24 protein-coding genes are annotated in these 21,038 nt (G+C 43.5%); all 24 read left to right on the top strand.

The window, feature by feature from the left end; translation table 11 throughout:
• Window positions 1–175 precede the first annotated feature (175 nt).
• The 24 genes from VZF35_RS06475 (at window position 176) to VZF35_RS06360 (ending at window position 20,818) form a co-directional block, all read left to right on the top strand.
• The gene (locus VZF35_RS06475) at window positions 176–2,374 is read left to right on the top strand and encodes a phage tail tape measure protein (RefSeq protein WP_407312042.1); all 2,199 of its coding nucleotides are present in this window, start codon (window positions 176–178) and stop codon (window positions 2,372–2,374) included.
• A 12-nt stretch (window positions 2,375–2,386) separates the two neighbouring features.
• A complete protein-coding gene (locus VZF35_RS06470) occupies window positions 2,387–2,791 on the top strand; it encodes a phage baseplate protein (protein ID WP_407312040.1) in 405 nt (134 codons plus the stop codon).
• Window positions 2,788–3,780 (top strand): terminase, encoded by a 993-nt coding sequence (locus VZF35_RS06465; protein ID WP_407312038.1) that lies wholly within the window; start codon window positions 2,788–2,790, stop codon window positions 3,778–3,780. Before VZF35_RS06470 ends, VZF35_RS06465 begins: the two co-directional genes overlap by 4 nt.
• 9 nt (window positions 3,781–3,789) lie before the next feature.
• On the top strand, window positions 3,790–4,158 hold the full coding sequence (locus VZF35_RS06460; protein WP_407312036.1) for a DUF2577 domain-containing protein: 369 nt from the start codon (window positions 3,790–3,792) through the stop codon (window positions 4,156–4,158).
• Window positions 4,155–4,586, top strand: a complete 432-nt coding sequence (locus tag VZF35_RS06455; protein WP_407312034.1) for a DUF2634 domain-containing protein — start codon at window positions 4,155–4,157, stop codon at window positions 4,584–4,586. Before VZF35_RS06460 ends, VZF35_RS06455 begins: the two co-directional genes overlap by 4 nt.
• Complete coding sequence (locus VZF35_RS06450) at window positions 4,579–5,652, top strand: baseplate J/gp47 family protein (RefSeq protein ID WP_407312032.1); 1,074 nt, start codon at window positions 4,579–4,581, stop codon at window positions 5,650–5,652. Before VZF35_RS06455 ends, VZF35_RS06450 begins: the two co-directional genes overlap by 8 nt.
• Window positions 5,645–6,178 (top strand): putative phage tail protein, encoded by a 534-nt coding sequence (locus tag VZF35_RS06445; RefSeq protein WP_407312030.1) that lies wholly within the window; start codon window positions 5,645–5,647, stop codon window positions 6,176–6,178. The genes VZF35_RS06450 and VZF35_RS06445 overlap by 8 nt, the downstream gene beginning before the upstream one ends.
• A complete protein-coding gene (locus VZF35_RS06440) occupies window positions 6,179–6,745 on the top strand; it encodes a hypothetical protein (RefSeq protein WP_407312028.1) in 567 nt (188 codons plus the stop codon). It begins immediately after the preceding gene.
• Complete coding sequence (locus VZF35_RS06435; protein ID WP_407312026.1) at window positions 6,745–7,080, top strand: hypothetical protein; 336 nt, start codon at window positions 6,745–6,747, stop codon at window positions 7,078–7,080. Before VZF35_RS06440 ends, VZF35_RS06435 begins: the two co-directional genes overlap by 1 nt.
• Before the next feature lie 9 nt (window positions 7,081–7,089).
• Window positions 7,090–8,733: a hypothetical protein gene (locus VZF35_RS06430; RefSeq protein WP_407312024.1), complete on the top strand. Its 1,644-nt coding sequence runs from the start codon at window positions 7,090–7,092 to the stop codon at window positions 8,731–8,733.
• 13 nt (window positions 8,734–8,746) lie between these two features.
• Window positions 8,747–8,956 (top strand): hypothetical protein, encoded by a 210-nt coding sequence (locus tag VZF35_RS06425; RefSeq protein ID WP_407312022.1) that lies wholly within the window; start codon window positions 8,747–8,749, stop codon window positions 8,954–8,956.
• Window positions 8,957–9,085: 129 nt separating this feature from the next.
• Window positions 9,086–9,223 carry an XkdX family protein gene (locus VZF35_RS06420; RefSeq protein WP_407312020.1) on the top strand — a complete coding sequence of 46 codons (138 nt, stop codon included), beginning with the start codon at window positions 9,086–9,088 and terminating at the stop codon, window positions 9,221–9,223.
• Between the two features lie 278 nt (window positions 9,224–9,501).
• Complete coding sequence (locus VZF35_RS06415) at window positions 9,502–9,672, top strand: hypothetical protein (protein WP_407312018.1); 171 nt, start codon at window positions 9,502–9,504, stop codon at window positions 9,670–9,672.
• A 541-nt stretch (window positions 9,673–10,213) separates the two neighbouring features.
• Window positions 10,214–10,462 carry a hypothetical protein gene (locus VZF35_RS06410; protein ID WP_407312016.1) on the top strand — a complete coding sequence of 83 codons (249 nt, stop codon included), beginning with the start codon at window positions 10,214–10,216 and terminating at the stop codon, window positions 10,460–10,462.
• 10 nt (window positions 10,463–10,472) lie between these two features.
• Window positions 10,473–11,243, top strand: a complete 771-nt coding sequence (locus tag VZF35_RS06405) for an N-acetylmuramoyl-L-alanine amidase family protein (protein WP_407312014.1) — start codon at window positions 10,473–10,475, stop codon at window positions 11,241–11,243.
• 49 nt (window positions 11,244–11,292) lie between these two features.
• A complete protein-coding gene (locus tag VZF35_RS06400; RefSeq protein ID WP_407312012.1) occupies window positions 11,293–11,793 on the top strand; it encodes a hypothetical protein in 501 nt (166 codons plus the stop codon).
• A 331-nt stretch (window positions 11,794–12,124) separates the two neighbouring features.
• Complete coding sequence (locus tag VZF35_RS06395; protein WP_407314505.1) at window positions 12,125–12,373, top strand: hypothetical protein; 249 nt, start codon at window positions 12,125–12,127, stop codon at window positions 12,371–12,373.
• 283 nt (window positions 12,374–12,656) lie between these two features.
• The gene (locus VZF35_RS06390; protein ID WP_407312010.1) at window positions 12,657–13,868 is read left to right on the top strand and encodes an anion transporter; all 1,212 of its coding nucleotides are present in this window, start codon (window positions 12,657–12,659) and stop codon (window positions 13,866–13,868) included.
• Window positions 13,869–14,040: 172 nt separating this feature from the next.
• Window positions 14,041–15,102 (top strand): recombinase family protein, encoded by a 1,062-nt coding sequence (locus VZF35_RS06385; RefSeq protein WP_407312008.1) that lies wholly within the window; start codon window positions 14,041–14,043, stop codon window positions 15,100–15,102.
• Window positions 15,045–15,650, top strand: a complete 606-nt coding sequence (locus tag VZF35_RS06380) for a hypothetical protein (protein WP_407312006.1) — start codon at window positions 15,045–15,047, stop codon at window positions 15,648–15,650. The genes VZF35_RS06385 and VZF35_RS06380 overlap by 58 nt, the downstream gene beginning before the upstream one ends.
• A 13-nt stretch (window positions 15,651–15,663) precedes the next feature.
• The gene (locus VZF35_RS06375) at window positions 15,664–17,205 is read left to right on the top strand and encodes a recombinase family protein (protein WP_407312004.1); all 1,542 of its coding nucleotides are present in this window, start codon (window positions 15,664–15,666) and stop codon (window positions 17,203–17,205) included.
• A gap of 56 nt (window positions 17,206–17,261) precedes the next feature.
• Window positions 17,262–18,719: a DNRLRE domain-containing protein gene (locus VZF35_RS06370; RefSeq protein ID WP_407312003.1), complete on the top strand. Its 1,458-nt coding sequence runs from the start codon at window positions 17,262–17,264 to the stop codon at window positions 18,717–18,719.
• A gap of 453 nt (window positions 18,720–19,172) precedes the next feature.
• Window positions 19,173–20,129, top strand: coding sequence for a recombinase family protein (locus VZF35_RS06365; RefSeq protein WP_407314503.1), 957 nt, complete (start codon window positions 19,173–19,175; stop codon window positions 20,127–20,129).
• A gap of 56 nt (window positions 20,130–20,185) precedes the next feature.
• Window positions 20,186–20,818 (top strand): DNRLRE domain-containing protein, encoded by a 633-nt coding sequence (locus VZF35_RS06360; protein WP_407312001.1) that lies wholly within the window; start codon window positions 20,186–20,188, stop codon window positions 20,816–20,818.
• Window positions 20,819–21,038: the final 220 nt, after the last annotated feature.

Here is a 21,038-nt window from a genome sequence, read left to right as displayed (position 1 = left end):
AATGTGCAAACAGCCTATCTTCTTTTTAAGAATAAAAACATGAGCCCTCAAGAGTTTTATGATAAAAAACCCGGCGAGAAGAAAATTCTCCGGGCGTTTCTTTTTTATGAGCTCGCTGAAAGAAACCGTGAGAACAGCAATTAATAAGGCATGAGGCGGGAAGGGGGTAAAAACCATGGCGCGAGTCATTGATGCTGTGATTCAGCTCCGTGACCAATTCAGTGCGACGCTCAGAAATGTCAATGGCAACCTCTCAGCCTTTCAAAGACAGGCCAACTATGCCGGGAGAAACATGATGTCTGTTGGTAAGGACTTACAAAGTGTTGGGAAGACCTTTACAAAAACGCTGACCGTTCCTATAGTGGCTGCTGGGGCAGCCCTTTTAAAGTTGGGTGAGGATTTTCAAAATGCCGAGAACACTATACGAATTGGCACGGGGGCTACCGGTAAAGCACTCCAAAACTTAACGAGTGATTTTAAAGCGACTTACAGCCAGGTAAGCAATAGCATGGCCGATACCAGTAAGGTCATTGCTGATTTAAATACAAGAACAGGTCTGTCCGGAAAACCTCTGCAAGACTTGTCCGTCCAAATGCTTAACCTCTCTAAGATCACCAAGGAAGACTTAAACACGCTGATTCCAGCAACGACTCGGATGTTTCAGGATGCCGGTCTTAAGCAGTCGGATTATTCAAAGGCGTTGGATTATACCTTCAAAGTCAGTCAAAGCACCGGTATATCCGTAACCAAACTTCAGGAATTAATGACTCAGTTTGGCGGCCCCTTAAGACAGATGGGTTTTAATTGGCAAACGAGTGCCGTCATGCTTGGGAAGTTCGAAAAAGAGGGGGTTAACACCGAGCTGGTCGTCGGGTCCCTTCGGATTGCCCTCGGGAAGATGGCTAAGAAAGGAATTTCAGATCCCTCAAAGGCTCTTCAAGAAATGGTTACCAAGATTAAGGACGCTGGCACAGCAGGAAAGGCGAACGCCATGGCCTTGTCAATGTTCGGTGCTAAAGCTGGACCGGATATGGCGGCAGCAATTCGGGAAGGACACTTAGATTTAGACAATCTCCTGCAAACGATTAAGAACAGTCCGGAAACGATCGACAAAGCCATCGCCGACACCATGACCTTTGCTGACAAAATGGCTAAGGTGAAGAATCAACTGGCGGTAGCTTTTGAGCCAATAGCAACCAGTCTTTTAGATTCTTTGGATAAGCTTCTCCCGAGCATAAAAAATGTAGCTGATACCATCGCGCAGTTCGCGAAAAGAATCGCGGAGATGTCGCCTGAACAGCAAGAAATGATTCTTAAGCTTGCGCTGATGGCAGCCGCAGCAGGTCCGGTCATCCTTACGGTTGGTAAATTAGTTTATGGAATCGGTGATGCTGTAAGAACATTTACAAAATTATCCCGTTCGATCTCTAACGCAGGTGGCATCCTAAACTATCTAGCAACTCCAGGTGGTATGGTAATCGCTCTTGTTGGGGCTTTAGCAATCGCCGGATTGTTACTTGTTACACACTGGGGCCAGGTCACTAAGGCCTTTAACGACTTTAAGACGGTTCTAAAAAATAATGAAACTGCCATAAGAAATGTAGCCATCGCGCTTGGGGTTGTTTTTGGACCGGCGCTCGTGACATTAGGGGTTCAAGCACTGATCGCAGGCGGTCAGATCGCCGCCGGACTGATTGCTTCCCTTGTAACCTCGGGTATTCAAGCTGCAATAACCGCAGCAGCGTTTACAGGGAAATTGATGGTCTCCCTCATTTCATTTGCCCTTCAAGCCTGGAAAACCGTTGCTGTTATCGGTCTTCAGACAACTTTATTTGTGGCTCAAAGACTTGGAATCATTAGTGCCGCCGAAGCAACCAATATTATTACGGCGGCTCAGTGGTTGTTTAATGCTACCATGGAGGCGAATCCAATCGCGGTTGTTATTACAGCGCTCGCTGTTTTGGGGGTGGCTATTTATGAGGTTGTCCAGCATTGGCAAGACATCTGCACCTGGGTGGAAAAAGCTTGGGATTGGCTGACCAAATGGAATGGAACTCAGTCCCAGGACAAAACTCTCAATGTTACCGCAAACACAACAACTTCTGGTTCTGGCACGACAGCCGTCCACAATGCGCTTGGAACCAGCTACTTTGACGGCGGTGAAACGTGGGTGGGAGAGCACGGGCCGGAATTACTCACCCTTCCTAAAGGCTCTCAAATTATGGATCATAGAAGCTCGGTAAGTTCCGGAGCGAAAAATATATCCATTGCCAAACTAGCTGATACCATTGTTATCCGGGAAGAAGCCGATATTGACAAAATTGCCACGGCGCTGGTGCTCAAACTTCACTCGGTCGCCATTAACACGGCTTAGGGGGTGACATAAATGGAATTTTGGCTTATGCAGGATAAGGAAACCCTTCAGCTTCCCGTTCCACCTCCAAGTTATGCCATCAAGAAATCTCTGAATAATACCTCGGTTATCGTCGAGAGCCTTGGGGAAATTAGTTTTATCGGTAAACCGAAACTTGCCGAAATCCCGCCCATAAGTTCGTTCTTTCCGAAGAATGATTATAGTTTTTGTCAGTACCATACGTTTCCCACCCCTAAGGAATGTACCGATTTGATCGAGAAGTGGATGGCGAGTGGCAAGCCAATCCGCTACCTTGTAACCGGCACAAGTATTAATACACATTGCTCAATTGAAGATTTTCAGTATGGTGAGCAGGATGGGACGGGGGATGTCTATTTCACGCTGACCCTGAAAGAATACAAGGTCATCCCAACATGATTAAGGTTTACAGTAATTATTTTGGTGGATTGACAGACATTACTATGTTTTGCAAAACCGTGCAGTGGTCCGGCGATAAGTCGCAAGTGGCTCGAAAAATTGACGTTACCCTAGCCTATGCAATCTTTGGCAGAAATCAGCCCAACACCCAAATCTCCCCCGGCACGATGGTATGGCTTGTCGATGATACGGAAGGTGAAATTTTTCGAGGGATTGTTTTTGTGCGTTCGCTCAATTCCAACCAAGAATTACAATTCACGGCTTACGATTTTTTGATTTATTTCCTCAAGTCCAAGGCCACCTACAACTTTAGGAACACCACAGCAGAGGCTATAACGGCTAAAGTGTGCCAGGAAGTCGGCGTGAGCGTCGGAAATTTAGAGCCAACTGATGTGAGTATAAGCCTCTTAGCATCGAACAAAACGCTATACGATATTATCATGCAAGCGTACACTTACGCATCCTACTCCACAGGCAAGCAGTATTTTCTCCTAATGGATGGAACAAGACTGAATTGTATTAAAAAAGGCAAAAACTTAATAAATTTTACGCTCGATACGAATGCCAATTTAATCAATGCTGTCTACGATGATAGCATTGAGCAAATGATCAATAAGGTAAAAATTTATAATTCGAAAAAAGAATTTACCGGGCAAGTGGTGGAGAACAAGGACTGGCAAAATCACTACGGAATTCTCCAGGACACGTATACCATCAACAAGTCTAAGAACACGTTGGTCGAAGCGTCGATCCTACTTAAAGGCATGGAGCAGGAGGTCGAAGCCACGGCACTCGGTAATGTAAACGTCATCACCGGCACAGCCGTTAAAACCAATATTTTTTATGTCAGCGTTCTTCAAAACGCCACCTGGTACGTCGATACCGACATCCACACTTGGGAGATCGGCACCAATAAGTACACCATGAAGCTTAATCTCAAGAGCGAGAATTTAATGGATATGAAGGAAGGAAAGGTCGATGGAGAGTAGGGGGGTACCATGAGGTCTAAAAACCCTTATAGTGAAATACTCAAAATGATGCAGGACCAGGGAACGAAATATAACCCCTTCTCGGTCCAATTAGCGACGGTTATTGCAGATTCTCCGCTTACGATTACGGTTGGAGAACTGCAACTGGCCGGGGATAATTTATTAGTTGCTGATTCCCTTTTAAACTATTATTCAAGAGAAATCAACCTTCCAAGTACAACAGCCAGTGGTGCCACTTCAGATGGCACCATTTCTAGTCTCAGTATACCCGACGCGGTTTTAGAGTTCACAGATGGACTCAAGGTGGGTGACACTTTAGCGGTGGTTCAGGTCGATAGCTCAACCTTTGTCATTTTGGCAAGGATTGTTAGTGTATGAGCATTTTTCCTCAAAACTTCGGACAGGCTCTAATCACACCCAATGGACCGGGTTCCTCAGAGTTACCTTTGGCGAAGGAGTATGCCTGGGACTTTACGAACAACCAGTTTCTCCTTATTGATGGCAAGAGTGTGTTTGTGACAGGAAGAGATGCCGTAAAAATTTGGGCTTGGAAAGCTTTGCAGACCCCCAAAGGAGTGTATAAGGCTTATAGCTTAAATTTTGGCAACGAACTGGAATCGCTGATTAATCAGAGTCTTTCAAAGGCTGCCATGTCCTCAGAAGTCGAAAGGTATTTAAAAGAATCACTCTTAGTCAATCCCTATATTACCGGAATCTCTAACATTACATTGAGCGTTGAAGGAAGTAAAACTAGCGTGAGTTTTACGGCTTCAACGATCTATGGTGAGGTGACAGTCGTTGTATAGCGAAACCAGTGACGTTATTTTAAAACGAATGCTATCCAATGTATCCTCTGATGTCGACAAATCTGAGGGCTCTTTTATTTATGACGCGACCTCACCGGTTGCCATTGAGCTTGCTCAGCAAGAGGCCAATCTCGACCAGGTCGCTCAGAAGTTTGATATTACAACTTTAAGTGGCGATGAGTTGGCCATGAGAATCTACCAACGGACGGGAATCACCCGAAATCCAGCGACCTACGCTACGACAGACGTAACCATAACCGGCAACGGAACAATGACTATTGGGGATCTTGTTCAAACCCCTGGAGGAGTCCAGTTCAAATCAACTGAGCAAGTAACCATCAGCGGATCGGCGAGTGTCCGTGTTGAAGCTCTCATCGCCGGATCATCAGGTATGGTTCCAGCGAACCAGATCACCCAGTTTCCGGTTGCCATCGCAGGTCTTGTTAGTGTCACAAATCCCAACCCAACTCAGGACGGCTTTGATGCAGAAAGTGATTCAGCCCTTTTGCAAAGGTATTACGATTACATTCAAACTCCGGCAACCGGAGGAAATATTGCTCAGTTTGTTAATCTCATGAAAGATTTTACGGGTGTCGGCGATGTGAAAGTCTATCCCACTTGGAATGGTAACAACACTGTAAAACTGGTGATGATTGACGTGAATAAGCTGCCCCCGAGCAGCGATTTAGTGACAGCGGCTCAGGCTTATATGGACCCAGGGGTCCAAGGACTCGGGCTGGGAGCTGCTCCGTTCGGAGCCTTTACGACCGTGGAAGGCACATCAGCAAGTACGATAACGGTTAATTTTACAGCCGTTAAGGATTCGGATTATACCGACGAACAACGACTGGCCAGTGTCCAAGCGAATTTAACATCCTATCTCCGTTCGATCGCATTCGTAGAAACCTCAGTAAGTTACGCCAAGATTGGATCGGCTATTTTATCCAGTCAAGGGATCCTGGACTATAGCGATTTAACGGTCAACGGAGGAATTTCCAATGTTGCTCTCAGTTATACCTCATCGTTAACAGAAACGCCTGTTCTTGGAGTGGTGACTATTGCTTAGCGATAATTTGAAAAGTTCTCTTCCTTTTTTTATATCGAGCACTCAGCTCTTTACAGAGTTATTCGTTGCAGAAGGGCAAGAACTGGATGGTCTGGACGCTGATCTTGCCGATCTACAGGCTCAATTTAACGTTGATACGGCGACTTGGGCTTTAGATTTTTATGAAAAGGAACTTGGCATACCGACCGATTATACAAAACCTTTGGCGTATAGGGCCAGTGTTATTAAGTCCAAGTGGCGGGGCGGCGGGAAGCTCAATTCAACTTTGATAAAAACGGTTTGTGATGCGTTCACGAATGGAAATACTGAGGTAATGTTCGATGGAACCATTAAAGTCAAGTTTAATAGCATTCTGGGTATACCACCGAATCTTGATGATTTAAAAGCAGCAGTTCATCAGATTAAGCCAGCCTACTTGGAGCTGGTTTATTTATTTTCATATCTTCTTATTAGCGAGATAGACAAGACCATGACCATCGACCAGCTTGAATCGACCCCACTTAACGAATTTGCAGGAGGTGTTTAAATGGCTAAGACAACCCCGAATTTGGATCTATATGAAGTTGATCCGGAAACAGACGGATCGCTGACCTTCAACATTCAAACGATGCTCAATGACAACTTTGACAAGATCGACTCAGCGATCCCAGCAGCACAGGCAGCAGCTCAGAGCTACACAGACTCGAAGTTTCCTATCTCTGCTTCAGAACTGAGCGCAGGAGCTGCCATCGATACGGTTATTGGAAATCGAATCGGGGACCCAACGCTGGCCGCACCTTCGAGCACCGGAACGATTACTCAACTGTTTGGATGGTTGATGGGCAGGATTAAGGCGATCTCTGGAACGACAAACTGGTATGATCCCCCAGACATAACACTTGCGGTATTAAGTACTCATAAATCCAGACATGCTACGGGAGGGGCCGATGCTTTAGGTCCATCTGATATAGGAGCAGAAACACCATCAGGGGCACAGGCGAAGGCAACAGCAGCACAAACGTCGGCGCAATCCTATACAGATTCTTCGGTAGCTCAGGTTAAGTCAGATGCTCTAAATTACAAGCATGTTATATCAATGGGAGGGCTTTGTTAATGGCAGTAGGCGATAGAATACCGACGGAGTTGGCGCAGTCAGCATTAAGCGCCACGGCAACAAATTATTTCACCAACGCAGGGTCGAGCTATAGAACGCAACTATTAGAAGTATGCTTAGTTAATACGGGCTCTTCGCAGCGAGTTGTAACTCTTTATAAAAATGGGTTGGCGGCAAACAATCAAATTGCCAATTCTATCACACTCCCAGCAAACACCTCAACCATTATTGACTTAAAACTCGTAGCAACCGGAGTACAAACTTTTGGAGCAAATCAAGACTCCGGAACCGACATAACGATGACCGTCAGCGGCATTGTCGAACAAATATCGTAGGTGATTTGAGTGGGTATTAGATTATTTGGAGCTGTTCAAGGTTTAAAGGCCCAGGTCCAAGGTATGCTTCTCGGCCTGGGAACTGGCGGGAACGCCAAAGCCTCAGACGTCCTAAATGGAAAAGTTGTCACAGTCGATGCGGGGCAGATTACTGGAACCATGCCAAATGAAGGCTCCGTGACACTCACGCCGGGGCCTTCCAATGTTCCTATTCCACAAGGCTACCATGACGGGACCGGAAAAGTCACAGCGGTCGTCGTACCGGCAACTAATGTCTTGACCGGAACAACGATCGCTGGAACAGCCGGAACCATGCCCAACAATGGTGGCGTGACAATCACGCCAGGGGCAGCCTCCCAAACAATCCCGCTGGGCTATCATGATGGAACCGGAACGGTCCCGGCTGTCGTCGTTCCGGCGGCGAATGTTCTGACAGGCACAACGATTGCTGGAACAGCCGGAACTATGCCAAACCGGGGAGCCGTGACAATAACACCAGGGCTGTCTGACCAGACGATTCCAGCCGGGTATCATAACGGATCTGGAACGGTCCCGGCGGTATCAGTACCGGCGGGGAATGTTTTGACAGGAACGACGATCGCCGGAACAGCAGGAACCATGCCAAACCAGGGAGCACCGACGTTCACACCTTCTACTACAGGAGACACGGCAATATCAGCAGGGTATTATTCCGGCGGGACTGTTAAGAAGGCTTATCCTGTCGGAAGTATGGTATCTAACGTCACGGTTGAACAGATAGCATATTCAGCAAATCCGAACAGTAGTAGTACCGGAAATGGAGTCGCTGTTGATTCGCAAGGTAATATGTACATTGTAATTAATGCTGTTTTGTATAAGTACAACTTAGCAGGGTCGCTTGTGTGGTCAAAGAGTGATTTCTCCTATTTTAGTGTGTTCGTAGACCAGTATGATTATATCTACACTAACCACAACAACTCCAATATTCATAAGATGGACGGTTCAGGTAATACGATCTGGAATAACGCCGTAGGGGTTCAACAAGCCTATAATATCAGCATATGCAATTCTGGCTATATTTACACTTATGATGGGGGTACAAGTACCCATCCCACGAGAAAGCATGATGGAAGCGGTAATATAGTCTGGACCGATACAACAATTGGTTCTAACTCTTGGTTTGCTCACACAAATTTTAGTACCGAAATGACTGTTATCTCAGCAGATACGACTTCATCTAGTATCGCAATCCGAGTGGTAAACTCAAGCGATGCTTTACAATGGAATCTGACTGCTTCTGCTTCGGGAATGTCAAACTGTTCCGGCGCGATTATGGGTTCCGATGGGTATGTATATGCCAGAAATGGCGTTCAGCTTATGAAACTAAACAATAGCGGCGGGATGGTATGGTCTGTGGCTATAAATGATACCTATACACTAAAAGGAAATATAGCCATCGACAATTCGAACAATATCTATATCGTTGAATACCAAACAGGTCATAGGTATATGAGAATCAATTCAAGTGGCTCCATTCTATGGACTTACACGGCATCAAATATGACTCCGTATGCAATTAACACAAATCTAAGTGGCAGTTATTCATGCGTTAGTATCCCATACGCAGGTGGTTCCGTATTTTACGGTAATACGCAATATCTAATAAATGGCTAGGGGGGAATTAAAGATGATATTCTTAGGTAACTTATCTGTCATAGATCCGAACAAATCGTTGGTCAATTTCATTCACTATATACCTTTAGACCCGGAACATGGGATGAAGGATGATAACGGAAATCTAATGCCCCAAGATGAATTAAATTCAATGGGTATTCTTGTTGATTCACTACCTCAACCGACTCCCCCGAAGGGCTTTATATCTCTGCAACGTATGTAGATCCAACTACGAAGGAAGTATCTTATGGCTATGCTCAAACCCCTAAAACCCCCGAACAACAATTAGCAGATTTACAGGCTCAAAACGCCCAAATGCTTCTGGCCCTGGTGCTAGGAGGTTTGATGTAAGATGGATTGGGTAGCAATTTGTACAGATTATTATAAAGACGGTTACTACAACAACGACACCTTAAAAGTATTCGTGGTCAAAGGCAAAATCACTGCAGACGATTACAAGACGATTACGGGGTTTGATTTTGTCGCTTAAGTAAAATTAAGAGGTCTGATTAATTACTCACTCAACAATGGCTTTTTATAAATGGGAGTTTAGCGAATATCAGCCAATCCTGAAAATGTCGTAGTATAGAGCAAATGTTGTATCGACGCGTCCGAATTGCATGATCTTAACAATGCTTTGACAATACGCCGATAGGTAACGGCAAAGGAGCTCCATTTCCAATTAGTTGATGGATAATTGTAACAAGTTATCTTCAGTGTTTATAGAATAAATAGGGAACTGCAAAAAGAAGAAAGGGGTCGAACACGATGAAAGGTTTAATAAAGCTGACACTTTGTCAAAATGGCTGTTGTCCAACCGTAGAATTTGATACTGACAGTGTAATCATCAAGGATGATTTTGGTGGGAAAGTATCCCTAACCACAGCTCAGTTCAAAATTCTTTTAGATCGATGCGTAAATAATGAAGGTGAAGCGTAATGCTTTTTCAAATACTACTAACATTAAGCATTCGATTCTTTCTATTTGATTTTGTTCTGTTTAAAGGTTTAAGAAATTACCTTAAAATAAAAGGGTATTTCTTCAGAAAACTCCTGAGTTGTCCTTTCTGTCAAGGATTTTGGAGCGGTCTGGGAGTCTTCCTGACTACTCACTTAATCACTTTTAATCTAAGTTTTTTACTACCCATGCTTAGTTTTGGTTTTGTCACGGCTTATCTGAGCATGATGACTACTGCCATATTTTATCCCTTGATTGATAAGTTCGAGAAAAATTACGGCACCCTTTGATAGCCACAAAAAATACAATATTAGCTTAATCCGAGTGCTGACGAGTGCATTTTTAATGTAGATAACCTTCGCTAAAGACCCAATAAACGAAGCTAAATGACACCTTTAAACAGAGGTGTCATTTAATTTTTAGAGGAGATGATACTTGGACCCAGAGGAAGGTGATATTTGTAAGAAATCAATTAAAACCGATGACATTACAATTCTCGGTTCCAAGAAAGGGGATCTAACCCGTGAGTGAACAAGAGATTGCCGAACTTAAAACTCGCGTCGCTGTCTTAGAAACCAAAAATGAAGCTGCAGAAGTAAGGCTCAATTCCCTAGAGATCGATGTCGGCAAAAAATTCGACCGACTTGAGGCTAAGTTGGATCAAGTTTTACAGGCTGCCCGAGGAAGGCCGTCGTGGTTCGTGGCACTGGCGATCTCAGGACTCATGACGATTGTTACGGGACTAATTGTTTATTTGGTGACACAACATTAAGGAGCGGGTTATGAGCTATACGATTGAACAAAATTTTATCCCCGGCCTTCCAAAAGAGCCTTACGATAACGGACATTATGTTGGAGTAATAGCTCATTCGACGGCGAACAATGGTGACTCAGATGATGGAGAAAGAAATTATGAATCTACTACTTGGCAAAATGCGTTTGTCCATTTCTTCGTGGACGACCAGAAAATTGAACAAGCTGCAGATAGCAACTATATCTGCTACGGGGCCGGGCATACGGCCAATCACCTGGGGTATGTCCAAGTAGAGTTATGTCAAACAGCTGATCCAACCAAGTTTAATAAGGCCTACGCCATGTACACTTGGTTGCTGGCAAAGTTGCTATATAATAGGAAGATTTCTGTCGTGGATGGGGTAACGCTGATGTCCCACGCTCAAGTTTCCGCTAAGTGGCATGAGACAAACCATACTGACCCAATCGATTATTTAGCAAGTCACGGGAAAACATGGGCTAATCTGGTGGCGGATGTAGCAGCTCAATATATGCAAATGGAGGAGGAAGACAAGGTGTTGAACGTTGCAGTTTTATTATTCACGAAAGATGATTATTGGGCCGGTGTCGATGTTGCAGCGAAGAACGGTAACTGTGCTTTATTTATAAGACCATCAGATCAGTCTGTTCCTGCTGAGGCGATGAACACAAAGCAGCTCTTCGTTGTAGGGGGACCGACGGCCAAACATCCCAATGAAGTGTTGTTAAGTGGGAAGGACAAATATGCAACGGCTGCTATGGTTGCGAAGTATTTAGGGTAATAAATCAGGTCAAAGATGGCCTGATTTTTCATTTAACGAAGGAGGAATTATGATGCTTCAAACGATACTTAGTTCAATAGTGGACACGAAAGTCTTGGCTACTTTGGAAACTGTGCTCGGTTTAATTCTGGCGGACTTTATTCTAGGAGTTTTAGTTTCGCTGAGAAATGGAAACTTCAGTGCCAGTAAGCTGCCGCAGTTTGTACAGACAAGCCTAATTCCTTATATAGGGGGGTTATTGGTATTAGGGTTGTTTTCTAACGCCAACGCGGAGCTAGGGGCATTGTTTTTCACGATTGCAGCTACAATCACTGTAAAATTCTTAGCCGATATTACCACAAAAGCAACGCAATTATTTAGTGGATTCCAAATTCAGATTCAAAGTCCGATTAATGTTACATCAGTAGTTCAATCTCAAGCAGCGTCTTCTGGGACAAATGATACTAACGATATAGCTTCCATTCCTACGGAACAAGAGCCTGTTAATACTGCCCCGGTTGCTACTACTGATATGACTTTTACTGGATCAGTGGCTGCCCCACAAGGATAGAATCATTCAGAGAACGGTCTCGAACCTAACATCCCTCAACGATTTGTCGATGAGGGATGTTAAACTTGTACTTACGAAGATTTTTTCAATTGATATTCTAGCTGAATGTGTTTATAATAGAACATAAGTTCGATAAATACCAAATACATGTACTGAGAGGCGATTGCAATGAGAGATGTTTGTGAAGATTGTGGCAGAAAATCGTATTGTTTGGAACCATGCGAAGAGTGGTTAATTGCTCATGAGCAATGCCCAGTCTGCCGGAACAAACTTTTACATATTGGAGGATGTACAGAGTGCATTACTGGCGATTGGGCGAAGTGTGGCTGAAATGAAAGTTGTTATGGAGCCCATCGAAATGATTGCTTGGTTTGATATTCCTGGCACACCACGTCCTATCCGCTTTCGACATGCTGAAAATGTTGTTAAGGTTGAGATGATTAAAAGGATATCTGAAGAGAAAATAGCTGGTAACCGAATGAAGATTTATGAGTGTCAAAGCGAGATTCATGGACAGATGAGACTTTTTGAGCTCAAATATGAGCTGAATACGTGTAAGTGGTTCTTGTTCAAAATGTAGGTGTAAACGATTTTTACGCCCTATTACAGGATAAATGTCTTCCCAGAAACAGTAAAGTATTATCAGAATCCGTCCAACTGAAAAAAATTTATAAGGGGAACGCATAGTGCGACTCCTCTTCTATTTGTGTTATACAATAGGTCCATGTTGACCATTAACAAGCTTTGTAGTATCTTTCATACAGCAGTAAGATTATCGGCTAAAATCGTGAAGGGTGAGGACCTTTAAAAATGAAGTACACAGAATTCGAGTTTAATATCAATCAGGGATCTGTAATTTATCTATGATCGTTTCAACTTTAATACTTCTCGCAACTTTGTTCATATTTACTGTTGGAAAAAGTCCGATTTTCCGAGTGGATCGAGCCGGAGTTGCGATCATTGGTGCTTCTCTGACGATTGCCACAGGAATGACCTTTGATCAGGCTGTCGGTGCGATTGATTATAGGACCATTGTTCTCTTATTTTCCATGATGATTATTACGGCTTACCTAAACTTATCTGGTCTCTTTCAACTGGTTGGTGATTATTCGATAAGTAAGCTGCAAACCAAAAAACAATTGCTGTTTGCGGTTATACTATCGACGGGTATTTTATCCGCGTTCTTCATAAATGATATTGTTTGTCTTCTCTTTACTCCAGTGGTAATTCTGATTTGTAGCCGCATGGAGCTTAATCCGATCCCATATTTACTGGGCGTGGCTACCGCCTCAAATATAGGCAGCGTCGCCACTTTGATCGGTAACCCGCAGAACATTCTGATCGGAAGTCTATCCCATATGCCTTTTAATTGGTATATGGCAGTGGCTGTGCCCCTGTCCCTTGTTGGTCTTATGTTGAATTACATGGTCATCGCTTGGGCATACAGGGAAGAACTCAACGGCCTTCTCCCGAATTGCTCGCCTATGGTTGGAGTTGTTCACCGTTACTTGATTAGAAAAGGCTTGGTAGTGATGGTATTGGTCTTGTCTGGCTTTCTCGTGGGGTTTGATCCTGCTGTTGTTGCCAGTTTAGGTGCTGCTATGCTCCTAGTAACTCGGCGTCTCAAACCGAACAAGGTGTATGCCGGGATCGATTTCAATCTTCTGGTCATATTTATTGGACTATTTGTTATCATCGGCGGTGTAGAACAAAGTGGCCTGATTGGGCGACTGCTAAATCCTCATTTTGTCCAGAATGTACAGAGTTTACCACTATTTACGGTCTTAACTATTCTGTTTTCCAATGTAGTAAGTAATGTGCCAGCGGTAATGATGCTGAAATTTCTAATTCCGACATCTTCTGCACATGTATGGTGGGCAAGTATGGCTGTTTTTAGTACTTTGGCGGGTAATTTAACCTTGACTGGTTCCATAGCCAATCTAATCGTGGTAGAACAAGCCAAAAAGCAAAACGTAGATATAAACTTTTCCACTTACCTTAAAATCGGATTTCCCTTAACTATAGCCATGGTCGTTATAGGTCTCGTGTACTTTAGGCTACTATTTGGGATATGATACGGTTACTATTGACTCTCCACTACTAAAAACAAATTAACTTGCTATCCAACCAATACAGAGCTAACATCACTACACCCGGACAATCTAGCGGGTGTAGTGATGTTATTTTAACTGCAATATGTTCCCACAAGCCTCCAAAATCACTGTATTGAGGAAGGAAAGGAGACACATGAAAAAGATAAGGACCATTGAAAAATCTCCAACTCTTAATGAGTCTCACAAAAAGCTTAGAGTTTGTGCTTACTGTCGGGTTAGTACAGACCAAATCGACCAACAAAACAGCCTGTCTGCCCAAGTCCAGCATTACACTTCCTATATAAATAGTAATCCAGCTTGGACCTTTGCTGGCATCTATTCGGATAACGGCCTATCCGGCAAGAACGCGGCAAAACGACCAGAGTTTATGAGGATGGTTCAAGACGCTGAGAATAAGAAATTCGACCTTGTCATAACGAAGTCAATTTCCCGTTTCGCTAGGAATACTCAAGATTGTTTGGAAACTGTACGTAAACTTAAACTACTTGGAATTGGAGTTCAGTTCGAAAAAGAGGCGATAAATACTCTAACCGCCGAAAGCGAACTCTTACTTTCCATCCTAAGCTCCGTCGCAGAGGAGGAGTTGGCCTCCATTTCTCAAAATATGCATTGGAGTAATCAACGGCGATTTAAGAAAGGTAAGTTCTCAGTTAGCACAAAACGTTTCCTTGGTTATGATAAGAACCATGATGGAAATCTTCTTATAAACGAAGAACAAGCCGCCATTGTGAGGCGAATCTTCAAAGACTATCTTTCAGGTCTGGGAGTTTCCTGCATAGCCAAAGGTCTTGAAGCGGATGAAATTAATAATATCTCCGGGAAGGTTAAATGGGCCGAATCAAGCATCCGAGATATTCTAAAAAACGAGAAGTATTGTGGGGATGCTCGCTTGCAAAAAACCATTACAACGGCCCTATATAATAGGAAGCGAAATTCTGGTGAAGCTCCAATGTACTATGTGAAGGACTGTCATCCTGCCATTATTAGACGGGAAGATTTTGATAAAGTCCAGGAATTAATGATGGAGAGGGCCAAGTCAAAAGGAAATATTGAGGGTGATGAGAGAAGTACCAAAATCGTTATACTTTCACTGGAACCATTGTTTGCGGCCATTGTGGAAATACATTTAAAAGGCATATGGACAATTGCGGTACTGTCGCAGAGAAAGTTTCTTGGATTTGTGGCACATATATAATAGAAGGGAAAAATTCATGTGGGGTAGGGAGGATTAAAGAAGAGACCATTAAAGGCTTGTTCGAAAGAGTTTTTAATCGGCTTTATGATGATCGTGTCAGGCTGCTGGGAGATTATAATGCAAAATTGGAACGAGAAAAGTTAACCGAGTTAGATAATGAGCGCATCGCGAAGTTGGATGAGGAAATTGAGAAACTCATCAAACAAGAACGGGCGCTCTTTTTAATTGAAGAAAAAGGTTATGCCGATCACAATTTTGTGAAAGCTGAACATGAGGAACTGGTTAAAACGTTGACTGGGTTTCAAATGAAACGATCTAATTGGATGGATGAAATCAATAAGCGAGATACCAGAATGGCAAGAACCTTGGAACTTGAGTCTATTCTCGAAGCACAAGAAGGTAATATCACAGAATTCAGCGATGACTTGTACAGTAGGATAGTTGAAAAGATAGTAGTCAAAGAACGAACCAAATTAATATTCCAATTAAAAAACGGCCTTGCTTTCGAGGAGACATACACCTTGAAGCGAGGCCACGATATTTTCTAGGGAGGTATTATTAATGGCAACAGTAACAGTAATTCCAGCAAAACCGATGCAAGAATTGAAAGGTTTAGAGGCTACTGCAAGACTTAGAGTTTGTGCCTATGTGAGGGTTTCAACCGATAATGAAGAGCAACTATCGAGCTACCAGGCGCAGGTTGAGCATTACACTTCTTATATCAAGAACAATCCTGCTTGGGAATTCTGTGGGATTTTTGCGGACGAAGGTATCAGTGGCACCAACACAAAAAAACGTGTTGAGTTCAACCGTATGATCGAATATTGTATGACTGGTAAAATCGACATGGTGATCACTAAATCAATCAGCAGGTTCGCTAGGAATACTCTTGATACTTTGAAATATGTACGTCAACTTAAGGAGAAGGGGGTAGCTATTTTCTTCGAAAAAGAGAACGTAAATACGCTCGATAGTAAGGGAGAATTTCTGATAACCTTGCTCGGAAGTTTGGCACAAGAAGAGAGTTCAAATCTGTCACAAATAACCCGGATGGGAATTTCCTACCGCTTTCAAGAGGGCAAGGTTTTAGTTAACCATAACAAATTCCTCGGTTATACCAAGGATGAACAGGGTCAGTTAGTTATAGTCCCAGAGGAAGCTGAGATAGTTCGGCGGATTTATCGAGAATTCCTTGATGGCAAAAGTCCCTACAAAATTGCAAGTAATTTACAAAGGGATGGGATACTCACTGGTGCAGGCGGTTCGCATTGGTATGACAGTACGGTCATTAAGATTTTAAGGAACGAAAAGTATATGGGCGATGCGCTGTTGCAGAAAACTTTTACAGTTGATTTTCTAACGAAAAAGCGTGTAAAAAATACTGGACATGCCGCTCAGTATTATGTTGAGAATAGCCATGAAGCTATTATCAGTAAGGAAGAATTTGCGGCGGTGCAGATGGAATTAGAAAGACGGGCGAATATGCGTGGTTATTCCAAAACCGGAAAGAGCAAGTTTACGAGTGATTATGCTTTTTCGGGGACCCTTTTTTGCGGGAATTGCGGAAGCAAGTTCCGGCGCATGAAGTGGGGGAGGGGTAAGAACGAGCAAATTGTTTGGGTATGTATCAACCATCAAATGAATGGAAATGAAGCCTGCGAGATGAAGGCAGTTAAGGAAAAGGCTTTAGAGAAGGCATTTGTTCGGGCTATGAATAGAATCATTGCCAGTAAAGAGACCTATATAATAGAAGAAATTAGTGGTACTGAGTATGATTTTGAGGCTATTGATGCCAGGTTGAAGGATCTTCAGCAAGAGTTGGTGAATGTGGTGCGGAATAATCAGGAATATTCCAGTTTGGCCGCTGAGATTGAAAGGTTGCAGGTCCATAAGCAAAGGTTGAAGGGAGATGAGGCTGAAAAAGTATGGAGAGACAGAATGCGAGAAGACTTCATGGCTTATCTGGATGCTAGGGAAGGTAAGCTACTGGATAAGTTTGATGGGGATTTGTTTCGGAGATTAGTTGAGAAGGTTAAGGTTTTGTCGATGGTGGAAGTCGTGTTTGTATTTAAAATTGGAGTTGAGATGTGGGAGATACTATAACAAATTTACAATAATAGGCATATTATGGATATAATAAAGTGCAAGGTGGTGTAAAAATGGCGACAATCGACGTTTTCCCTACTGATAGTGTCTATATATCCCAATTTTATCACAATACTAATTTTGGAGCTGTCGATCAATTGTTTACAGGACAATATCTTATAAGTAAGGTAAATCATTGTAAACCGGATGCTTATAGAACACTATTGAAATTCGATATTAATTTACTTTGCTCTGATACAATATGTAGTGCTAAGCTATTTCTTTTTGTAAATAGGAAAGATAAACCCGATGCAGAGCTTTCGCCACAAACCGTAACAATATATGAAAATGAAAATGACTTTAACCAAGCAACTGTAACTTGGGATACAGCACCAAATACAATTATTACTCCTTATTCTTTTAATGTAACTGATCATGATGTAGGGTCTTATATAGGAATTGATATTAAGGATTTAGTTCAAGGTTGGGTTAACTCTTGTCATGTGAATGACGGTATTACACTTATTGGAATTGAAGATAAAATAGATACGATTATTGGATACGCAAGTACGGGAAGTGTCAATCCGCCTTTTTTAAGCATAAACTTTAGCTCATGTACTGGTGCAGCAGGAGCAACCGGGGCAACCGGAGCAGCAGGAGCAACAGGAGCAGCAGGAGCAACCGGGGCAACCGGAGCAACAGGAGCAGCAGGAGCAACAGGAGCAGCAGGAGCAACCGGAGCAACCGGGGCAACCGGAGCAACAGGAGCAGCAGGAGCAGCAGGAGCAACAGGAGCAGCAGGAGCAACCGGAGCAACCGGGGCAACCGGAGCAACAGGAGCAGCAGGAGCAGCAGGAGCAACCGGGGCAACCGGAGCAACAGGAGCAGCAGGAGCAACCGGAGCAACCGGAGCAGCAGGAGCAACCGGGGCAACCGGAGCAACAGGAGCAGCAGGAGCAACCGGAGCAACCGGAGCAACCGGAGCAGCAGGAGCAGCAGGAGCAACCGGGGCAACAGGAGCTGCAGGAGCAACCGGGGCAACAGGAGCAGCAGGAGCAACCGGGCCAACAGGAGCTGCAGGAGCAACCGGGGCAACAGGTGCGACCGGAGCTACTGGTGCGGGATTAGCAGCATTTGCCTATATTTATAATTTGGGCCTTCAAGTCGTACCGTTAGAAGCGGATATATTATTCAGTGATAACGGAGTAATTTTAGGTAGCATTACCCATGCGCCGGGAACAGCTCCAATTATCCTTGGTGCTGCAGGCACCTATTCTATCTGGTTCAACACTGAATGTAATGAAGCTAACCAGTTTACCCTCTTCCAAAATGGTGTTGCCGTTGCTGGTGCCATCTACGGCTCCGGGGCTGGAACTCAACCTAACCCAGGTATGGTAATTATTACAGCTAACGCCGGTGATGTGTTAACCTTGAGAAACCATACTAGTGCGGCGGCGGTTACCCTACAGACTCTAGCAGGCGGGACTGAAAGCAACGCAGATGCCTCTATCTTGATTGAAAAAATTAGTTAATGACGATGAATTTTTTAGGCCACTTAGGAGCAGGCCATAAACATGCTCTCAAAGTGATATTCAGTTTTTGGACCGGTCTTTGTCTCTACTGTGCAAACTGTGGTAAGGATTGTGCTAGAGCCTTGTAGGCTGTACGAGTAAAGTAGTTATCCGAAACGCCCATAAAAATTTTCTATAAGGTAAAACACCGGTCAAGGTAGTGAAGGTTACCTTGACCGGTGTTTGGCACATGCATATAATCAAGAAACCGTCAATTGTTTTCTTTACCGACTTTATAAAGTGTCAATGTGTTTGCTAACCCGACAAAATAGCGACCCCACGCAAGAAGAGAGTTCCAATCTGTCACAAATCACGAAAATGGGGATAAGTTACAGATTTTAAGAGGGGAAGGTTTTAGTTAACCATAACAAATTCCTCGGATACACCAAAAATGAGAATGGTGAGTTGGTAATCGTGCAAGAAGAAGCCGAGGTAGTTCGCCGAATATATCAGGAGTTTCTTGATGGTAAAAGTCCTTATAAAATAGCAAGTAATTTACAAAAGGATGGGATAATCACTGGCTCGGGTGGTTCACGGTGGTATGACAGTACGGTCATTAAGATATTGAAGAACGAAAAGTTCATGGGCGATGCGTTGCTACAAAAAACCTACACGGTCGATTTTCTAACAAAAAGGCGTGTAAAAAATACAGGACATGCCACCCAGTATTATGTTGAGGATAGCCATCCTGGGATTATTAGTAAAGAAGAGTTCACAGCGGTGCAGATAGAATTTGAAAGACGAACGAATATGCGTGGATATTCCAAGAGCGGAAAGAGCAAGTTTACGAGTGATTATGCCTTTTCAGGGAAGCTCTTTTGCGGATATTGCGGTAGCAAATTCCGGCGAACTAAATGGGGAAGGGGTAAAAATGAACAGATTGTCTGGATATGTATTAACCATCAAACGAGTGGAAATGAAGCTTGTGATATGAAGACGGTTAAGGAGAAAGCTTTGGAGCAGGCATTTGTGCGGGTTATGAACCGGATCATAATGAATAAAGAGGCCTATATAATAGAAGAAAGTGGTGGCCCTGAGTTTGATTTTAATGATATCGATGCCAAGATAGCTGAGCTTCAGCAAGAGTTAGTGAACATGGTGCGGAATAATCAGGAATATTCGAGTATGACCGCTGAGATAGAAAGGTTGCAGGCGCATAAGCAGAAGATGAAGAGCGATGAGGCTGAGAGGGCATGGAAGGGTAGGGTGGTAGAAGATTTCAAGGCTTATCTAGATGCTAGGGATGGCAAGCTACTGGATAAGTTTGATGGGGATTTATTTCGTAAGTTAATTGAGAAGGTCAAGGTTCAGTCGATGGTTGAGGTGGAGTTTGTGTTTAAAATTGGAGTTGAGATGGGGGGGATACTATAACAAATTTACAATAATAGGCCTATTATGGATATAATAAAGTATAAGGTGGTGTAAAAATGGCGACTATCGACGTTTTCCCTACTGATAGTGTCTATATATCTTGGGATACAGCACCAAGTACAATTATTACTCCTTACTCTTTTAATGTAACTGATCATGATGTCGGATCTTATATAGGAATAGATATTAAGGAGTTAGTTCAAGGTTGGGTTAACTCTTGTCATGTGAATGACGGTATTACACTTATTGGAATTGAAGATAAAATAGATACGATTATTGGATACGCAAGTACGGGAAGTGTCAATCCGCCTTTTTTAAGCATAAACTTTAGCTCATGTACTGGTGCGACAGGTGTAGTAGGAGCAACAGGAGCTACTGGTGCGGGATTAGCAGCATTTGCCTATATTTATAATTTGGGCCTTCAAGTCGTACCGTTAGAAGCGGATATATTATTCAGTGATAACGGAGTAATTTTAGGTAGCATTACCCATGCGCCGGGAACAGCTCCAATTATCCTTGGTGCTGCCGGCACCTACTCTATCTGGTTCAACACTGAATGTAATGAAGCTAACCAGTTTACCCTCTTCCAAAATGGTGTTGCCGTTGCTGGTGCCATCTACGGCTCCGGGGCTGGAACTCAACCTAACCCAGGTATGGTAATTGTACAGCTAACGCCGGTGATGTGTTAACCTTGAGAAACCATACTAGTGCGGCGGCGGTTACTCTACAGACTCTAGCAGGCGGGACTGAAAGCAACGCAGATGCCTCTATCTTGATTGAAAAAATTAGTTAATGACGATGAATTTTTTAGGCCACTTAGGAGCAGGCCAAATCCAACAGGCTCTCCAAGTGATATTCGGTTTTTGGAAAGGTTTTTGTCTCTACTGTGCAAACTGTGGTCAGGTTGTA

Origin of the sequence: Desulfosporosinus paludis (assembly GCF_045689965.1) — a bacterium.
Lineage (GTDB): Bacteria > Bacillota > Desulfitobacteriia > Desulfitobacteriales > Desulfitobacteriaceae > Desulfosporosinus > Desulfosporosinus paludis.
The sequence above is the reverse complement of the archived record's forward strand: the minus strand, read 5'-3'. Positions and strand labels throughout refer to the sequence as shown.

What these genes read in the sequence shown, in the direction of transcription:
- VZF35_RS06475 (WP_407312042.1), top strand. Translation starts at nt 176, where the DNA reads ATGGCGCGAGTCATTGATGCTGTGATTCAGCTCCGTGACCAATTCAGT.
- VZF35_RS06470 (WP_407312040.1), top strand. Translation starts at nt 2,387, where the DNA reads ATGGAATTTTGGCTTATGCAGGATAAGGAAACCCTTCAGCTTCCCGTT.
- VZF35_RS06465 (WP_407312038.1), top strand. Translation starts at nt 2,788, where the DNA reads ATGATTAAGGTTTACAGTAATTATTTTGGTGGATTGACAGACATTACT.
- VZF35_RS06460 (WP_407312036.1), top strand. Translation starts at nt 3,790, where the DNA reads ATGAGGTCTAAAAACCCTTATAGTGAAATACTCAAAATGATGCAGGAC.
- VZF35_RS06455 (WP_407312034.1), top strand. Translation starts at nt 4,155, where the DNA reads ATGAGCATTTTTCCTCAAAACTTCGGACAGGCTCTAATCACACCCAAT.
- VZF35_RS06440 (WP_407312028.1), top strand. Translation starts at nt 6,179, where the DNA reads ATGGCTAAGACAACCCCGAATTTGGATCTATATGAAGTTGATCCGGAA.
- VZF35_RS06435 (WP_407312026.1), top strand. Translation starts at nt 6,745, where the DNA reads ATGGCAGTAGGCGATAGAATACCGACGGAGTTGGCGCAGTCAGCATTA.
- VZF35_RS06425 (WP_407312022.1), top strand. Translation starts at nt 8,747, where the DNA reads ATGATATTCTTAGGTAACTTATCTGTCATAGATCCGAACAAATCGTTG.
- VZF35_RS06420 (WP_407312020.1), top strand. Translation starts at nt 9,086, where the DNA reads ATGGATTGGGTAGCAATTTGTACAGATTATTATAAAGACGGTTACTAC.
- VZF35_RS06415 (WP_407312018.1), top strand. Translation starts at nt 9,502, where the DNA reads ATGAAAGGTTTAATAAAGCTGACACTTTGTCAAAATGGCTGTTGTCCA.
- VZF35_RS06405 (WP_407312014.1), top strand. Translation starts at nt 10,473, where the DNA reads ATGAGCTATACGATTGAACAAAATTTTATCCCCGGCCTTCCAAAAGAG.
- VZF35_RS06400 (WP_407312012.1), top strand. Translation starts at nt 11,293, where the DNA reads ATGATGCTTCAAACGATACTTAGTTCAATAGTGGACACGAAAGTCTTG.
- VZF35_RS06395 (WP_407314505.1), top strand. Translation starts at nt 12,125, where the DNA reads ATGAAAGTTGTTATGGAGCCCATCGAAATGATTGCTTGGTTTGATATT.
- VZF35_RS06390 (WP_407312010.1), top strand. Translation starts at nt 12,657, where the DNA reads ATGATCGTTTCAACTTTAATACTTCTCGCAACTTTGTTCATATTTACT.
- VZF35_RS06385 (WP_407312008.1), top strand. Translation starts at nt 14,041, where the DNA reads ATGAAAAAGATAAGGACCATTGAAAAATCTCCAACTCTTAATGAGTCT.
- VZF35_RS06380 (WP_407312006.1), top strand. Translation starts at nt 15,045, where the DNA reads ATGGACAATTGCGGTACTGTCGCAGAGAAAGTTTCTTGGATTTGTGGC.
- VZF35_RS06375 (WP_407312004.1), top strand. Translation starts at nt 15,664, where the DNA reads ATGGCAACAGTAACAGTAATTCCAGCAAAACCGATGCAAGAATTGAAA.
- VZF35_RS06370 (WP_407312003.1), top strand. Translation starts at nt 17,262, where the DNA reads ATGGCGACAATCGACGTTTTCCCTACTGATAGTGTCTATATATCCCAA.
- VZF35_RS06360 (WP_407312001.1), top strand. Translation starts at nt 20,186, where the DNA reads ATGGCGACTATCGACGTTTTCCCTACTGATAGTGTCTATATATCTTGG.